Source organism: Flavobacterium sp. (assembly GCF_031363805.1).
In the GTDB taxonomy this organism is placed as follows: Bacteria; Bacteroidota; Bacteroidia; order Flavobacteriales; family Flavobacteriaceae; genus Flavobacterium.
Genome location: NZ_JANLVD010000116.1, coordinates 1 through 5,628 on the forward strand (window position 1 = coordinate 1; position 5,628 = coordinate 5,628).

Genomic DNA, 5,628 nt, shown 5'->3' on the forward strand with positions numbered 1-5,628 from the left:
ATCACAAAATGAAAGGTATATATCTTCAAAATTATCTTGATGAGTTCTGCTACAAACTTAATAGAAGATACTTCGGAGAGTATTTATTTGATAGAATTACTATTGCATTAGTAACTTGTGGTAAATAAACCGAGATACAAACTATACTATCTCAAAACAATCAATACCACTTTCTTTTTTTGAAATAAATGGACATTCCTAGAATCAAAACAAACATAGCAACTAGAATAATAAAATAGCCATATTTCCAGTGGAGTTCTGGCATATTGTCAAAATTCATTCCATAAACACCGACTATAAAGGTAAGTGGCATAAAAAAAACGGAAACTACAGTCAAAGTTTTCATTACTTCGTTCATTTTATGATTTTGTGCAGAAAAGAAAAAATTGGAAGCACTATCAAGCGTAGTCATATCGTATTCGATTTGTTCTAAAAGTTCAAAACATTTTTGGTGTAACCGATCAAAAAAACTGTAATTTTCTTTTTCAATAGCATTAAAAACATTATCTTCTTTCATTGATTTTATAGAATACAATGAATCTCGCAAAGGTATTATGGATCGTTTCAAAAAGTTGAAATTGTCTCGGTGTTTTTCAATCTGTTCAAGTGTGGTTGGGCTAGCATTTGTTTTGGATAAGTTAATCAAACATTCCACTTTGTCTTCTTCATTTTCAATAGTGATGTAAAAGTTTTCCATGATGGCATCCAATAAAAGATACAACAAATAGTCTGCATTTTTGGCACGCACTATGCCCGAATGTGTACGCAAGCGTTCGCGAATGTGCGTAAAAAAGTCACTCTTTTTTTCTTGAAAAGATACCAGAATCCCGTTTTTTAAAATAAAACTGATTTGTTCAACATGAATATTATCAGAATTTTCTATGGGTAGCAATGATTTTATATTGAAGAATAAAATATCATGGTACTCATCTATCTTAGTTCTTTTGGTGGTATTCAAAATATCGCTTAGCATAAAATTATCTATGGTCAGATATTCTCCAATGTCTTTTATTACATTGGTATTATTGAGACCATGCACATTAAGCCAATTAATTTTAGTAAAATCAATTTCAGATTTAAACTCCTTTAAATGAGAATGTTGACTTTCTTTAAGGTAATGGTTGTCATAAACAAAAAGCTGCAATTCTGTTTTACTATTTTTGTGTATTCCAGTATATTCCAAATAAACGGGTTGCACTTTTTTGCCTACCTTGTATTTTATTTTTCGCAAAATTTTTAATTTTTGATTTTATCTCGGTTCATTTGTTTAAGCCAAAACTTATTTTAGGTGCAAATATTATTTTTCAATAATTTTAACTGCTATGCGTCTGTTTTCGGCTCGACCGGTTTCTGTATCATTTGACGATATAGAAAATTGATCACCAAAACCCTCAGCGGTTAGTCTGCTGGCTTGAACTCCCAATACGATTAGCGCACTTCTTAATGATTGTGCTCTGGCTTCAGACAGCAACAGATTGCTTTGTTTATCGCCAAGATTATCGGTGTAGCAACCAATTTTAATTTTAACTTTGGGAAATGAATTCATGATTTGAGCCAAGTTTTTAATTTGCTCTTCAGAATCTATTTTAAATTTTGTATCTCTTGCTTCAAAATACATATTGTCAAAATTTAGCCACCAATTTGATTCGTCCAATGAGTTTGAATTGTTTAAAACCATATCCAACAAACCTTTTTCAAATCCTTTTTCTGGAACGTGCAAAATGGCATCGTTGGGCAAAGTAAAATCAATAAAATCACCAAGTTGGGTTATGTCTACCGCAGTAATAATTTGGGGTTGTGTTTCAACTTTGACAATAGGCATTGCTTTTTTGGGTGCCTCGGTTATGACTTGACTTTCTCTGGACGAAGCCACAAAGAAAAACAATATGCCAAAAACAGCAATTATTGATATTATAATGAGTAAGATGCTATTTTTTTCGAAAAAAGATTTGGATTCTGTGGTAGCATTTTTGGAGTTGGCTACAGGTTTTATAGTACTATCGTTCGGCTTTTTAACCATTTCTTTTTTGGTTTCCACTTTCAAAAATTCGTGGGTTTCCAATGTTTCAAAATTGTCCAAATTTATTTCCTTTTTTTCAATAATAGGAACTGGAGTTTCTTGAATGTTTATAATTTCCGATTTTGAAATCTGCTTTTTAGAGATATGAGCCAGTATTAATACGGCACTCATTATTAAAATTTGATTGGCAGAATCGACTTTAATAAAAGATTCTGAAGCCATTTCTGTGGAAACAGTATTTGAATTTTTATCGAAAATAGTATCCAATAATGTGATTCCTAATTTTTTTATAGGTTCATTTTCGACCAATACTTCCGATAGGTTGTTTAAAATGTTATCTGATTTACTTGAGATTTGATCTACTAGCTCGTAAACTTTATTCAACAAATCACTGTCAGCGGATTGGTTTGTTATTTGTTTTAAAATGGAGGGAATAGCAATATGAGATGCTTTGGAAATTCCGTTTTCAAATTCATTTAAAATTTTGCTTGAAGCATAAGTTACCTCGTGTGTAATATGGCTTTCAATTGCGTTTGATAAAATTACTGACATTTTAAATTATATATTTAATAGGGAACAATAAAATAAACTATGGGGATTTATACCATCATTTCAAAAAAAATGATTTAAAACACAAACTTAATAAAATAAGATTAAAGTTTTACATTTTCCATTTACAATGTCATCAAATTGAATTAGAATCGTTTAATTTATTAAAATGTTAAACCACATAGGCTCATAGAAAAAAATAATATTATGAAGTCGCTTTGCTTATCAGAGACTACATAGCAACATCTGGTTAAAAAACTTATTATTATTAGGAGTTTGGGTTTTCATTGCCTTATTTTATTAAATTTGAAACATGGGAACAATAATCATTAATATTAAAGAATTATTACAAACTAGAACATCTGCTATTGCAAAAGTAAGTGGTAAATTGATGGACATATTGCCCAAAATTGAAAATGCCTATTTGCTTATGGAAAATGGTTTAATTTCAGATTTTGGAGCCATGGACAATTGTCCTGCTACAGAAAACCATTTGATTATTGATGCTAGAGGAAAAATAGTTTTGCCCGCTTGGTGCGACAGCCACACACATATTGTATACGCAGGAAACAGAGAAACCGAATTTGTAGACCGAATTGCGGGGCTTACGTATGAAGAAATTGCACAGCGTGGTGGTGGTATTTTAAATTCTGCCATCCAGTTGAATGAAATGTCAGAAGGTGAGCTTTACGAACAATCTAAAATTAGATTGGAAGAAGTCATAAAATTGGGTACTGGGGCGGTCGAGATAAAATCGGGCTACGGACTTACCGTGGAAGGCGAGCTTAAAATGTTGCGAGTAATAAAACGGTTGAAAGAAAATTATCCTGTTACTATAAAGTCCACTTTTTTGGGTGCGCATAGTTTTCCGACTGCTTACAAAGAAAATCATACTGCTTATATTGATTTGATTGTTCATGATATGTTGCCCGCTATTGCGAAAGAAAATTTAGCAGATTTTGTAGATGTTTTTCTAGAAACCAATTATTTCTCGGTTCTTGAAACAGAGCGTATTTTGAGGGAAGCCAAAAAGTATGGTTTGGTTCCAAAAATACATGTCAATCAGTTTACTGCTATTGGCGGTATTGCGAAATGTGTAGCAATGGAAGCGCTATCTGTTGACCATTTAGAAATTGTGACCGATGCTGATATTTTGGCCTTAAAAAATGGAAATACTATGCCTGTGGCATTGCCTAGTTGTTCGTTTTTTATAGACATCCCGTATACGCCAGCACGGAGCATTATCGATGCTGGTTTGCCATTGGCTTTAGCCTCAGATTTTAATCCAGGTACATCGCCTTCGGGAAATATGAATTTTGTGGTATCGTTGGCTTGTATTAAAATGAAAATGACACCCAACGAAGCTATAAATGCAGCTACTATAAATGGGGCGTATGCTATGGGTATCGAAAAAACACATGGCAGTATTACGGTGGGGAAAGTAGCTAATTTGATTGTGACTAAGCCATTGAATAGTTATTATCAAATACCGTATTCTTTTGGGAGTGATGTAATTGATATGGTGATTGTTGCGGGAGAAGTTATGGGGTAAGCAATGGTTTTTTTGTTGGGCTGTTTGTTGCTTGTGTTTCAATAGTGGTGCTTTGTATGCATATTCATTTGTTTCTGTGTAGCATAAATAAACTTCTTTGATGTAGATATTAACTTCTTTAGAGCATATATTAACTTCTTTCGAGCATATATTAACTTCTTTTGAGCATATATTAACTTCTTTCGAGCATATATTAACTTCTGTGTAGTGGATTTTAACTTCTGTGTAGTGGATTTTAACTTCTTTGCTGTAGATGTTAACTTCTTTCGAGCATGTATTCACTTCTTTCGAGCATATATTAACTTCTTTGATGCATATATTAATTTCTGTGTAGCAGATTTTAACTTCTGTATAGTGAATGAATTGATGTTCAACGCTGTTTAATTTTCGATAGGGTTGTCATTTATTTTTTTGCCACAGATTTAACAGATTTAGCTGATTTTCACGGATTTTTCAACCATGTAGGAAATATGAGTTTATTTGAGTGATGATTTTATTAATGATTGTTATAATTTAAAAATCCTAACAGATTTTTGTTTTCTGTTAGGATTATAATTGTTTTGCCATTGTCTTATTGGTTTTAATGGCTGGATTGATTGTGTATAGATTATTGTTTGGTAGTTGCTTTTGCGACAGCTTTTTTGGTGAAATTTAATGTTTTAGACACTTTTGCGAAGCTAAATTGTTGTTGTATTGCTGGATTGTCTTTGTAAAATTTTGTTGAAATTCTGCAAATACTGATGGTATCGTCGTAGATGTCATTGAATACGTTGATGGCTTCTGTTGTCATTTCGGTTCGGGTGAATTTTGAGCCTTCTTGTTTTACATTTGCTTTGGTAAGATTGTCTGCATAGCCTACAATTTTGTCTAGAGTTGTAACAGCGGTACCAGCAGCTACAATTTGTGCTTTGAGTTCGCTGGTTAGGTTTTTTTTGAATTGATACAGTAGGTTTATTAATGCTTCTTGGTCACTTTTTTGAGCATTTGCCAAATAATTGGTGAAACCCAGCTGGTTTAATATTTCAGTTTGAAGGGGTTTATTTTTTTTAAAATCTTCTGAGATTTGAGTTTTTGCTTCTACCAAATCATTTAAAGCTATTGCTTGAATTTCTATAACTTTTTTTGTTGCTTCGCGAAGTTGTTTTGCATTATCGAGACCGAGATAGTTTTGAATTGCATTGTCGATATTGGTCAAAATGTTTTCGAAAAAAGGATCTGCCCATGTGGCTCTTTTTTCTTGTAGCAATCTTTTATTTGCTATTGCAGATTCTAAAATTGTTGATGCTGAAACTAGCATATCGACGTCTTTGACAGTGTACTTTCTTGTTACTTTGTCCATAGTAAATGAATGTTTTAAATTAATTATTGTCAAACATATTGTTATTTTTAGAAATAAAATGCAAAGTATTTGTTAAAATATTTAATGGCGCAATAAAATTTAATTGTTTGGAATATTCTTATATAATTGTGTTAAAAATAATTGATATAATATGTAACTTGGCGGTTT

General features: G+C 32.0%; 4 protein-coding genes and 1 pseudogene. 2 read left to right on the forward strand and 3 right to left on the reverse strand.

Annotation, left to right across the window (positions count from 1 at the left end; translation table 11 throughout):
- Positions 1-128 (forward strand): annotated as a pseudogene (locus RMN92_RS06845) (IS1595 family transposase); the annotation flags it as partial.
- A 32-nt stretch (positions 129-160) separates the two neighbouring features.
- Here the strand turns inward: RMN92_RS06845 and corA are convergent.
- Entirely contained in the window at positions 161-1,231 is a 1,071-nt protein-coding gene (gene corA, locus RMN92_RS06850; protein ID WP_309608721.1) for a magnesium/cobalt transporter CorA, read from the reverse strand.
- Between the two features lie 66 nt (positions 1,232-1,297).
- On the reverse strand, positions 1,298-2,572 hold the full coding sequence (locus tag RMN92_RS06855) for an OmpA family protein (RefSeq protein ID WP_309608722.1): 1,275 nt from the start codon (positions 2,570-2,572) through the stop codon (positions 1,298-1,300).
- A 310-nt stretch (positions 2,573-2,882) separates the two neighbouring features.
- On the opposite strand from RMN92_RS06855, the gene hutI reads away from it, so the two are divergent.
- Positions 2,883-4,121 (forward strand): imidazolonepropionase, encoded by a 1,239-nt coding sequence (hutI, locus tag RMN92_RS06860; RefSeq protein WP_309608723.1) that lies wholly within the window; start codon positions 2,883-2,885, stop codon positions 4,119-4,121.
- 607 nt (positions 4,122-4,728) lie between these two features.
- On the opposite strand, the gene RMN92_RS06865 is transcribed toward hutI, so the two are convergent.
- Positions 4,729-5,460: a hypothetical protein gene (locus RMN92_RS06865; protein ID WP_309608724.1), complete on the reverse strand. Its 732-nt coding sequence runs from the start codon at positions 5,458-5,460 to the stop codon at positions 4,729-4,731.
- Positions 5,461-5,628 lie beyond the last annotated feature (168 nt).

Coding starts and splice junctions, on each gene's coding strand:
- RMN92_RS06855 (WP_309608722.1), bottom strand. CDS start 2,572: ATGTCAGTAATTTTATCAAACGCAATTGAAAGCCATATTACACACGAG.
- hutI (WP_309608723.1), top strand. CDS start 2,883: ATGGGAACAATAATCATTAATATTAAAGAATTATTACAAACTAGAACA.
- RMN92_RS06865 (WP_309608724.1), bottom strand. CDS start 5,460: ATGGACAAAGTAACAAGAAAGTACACTGTCAAAGACGTCGATATGCTA.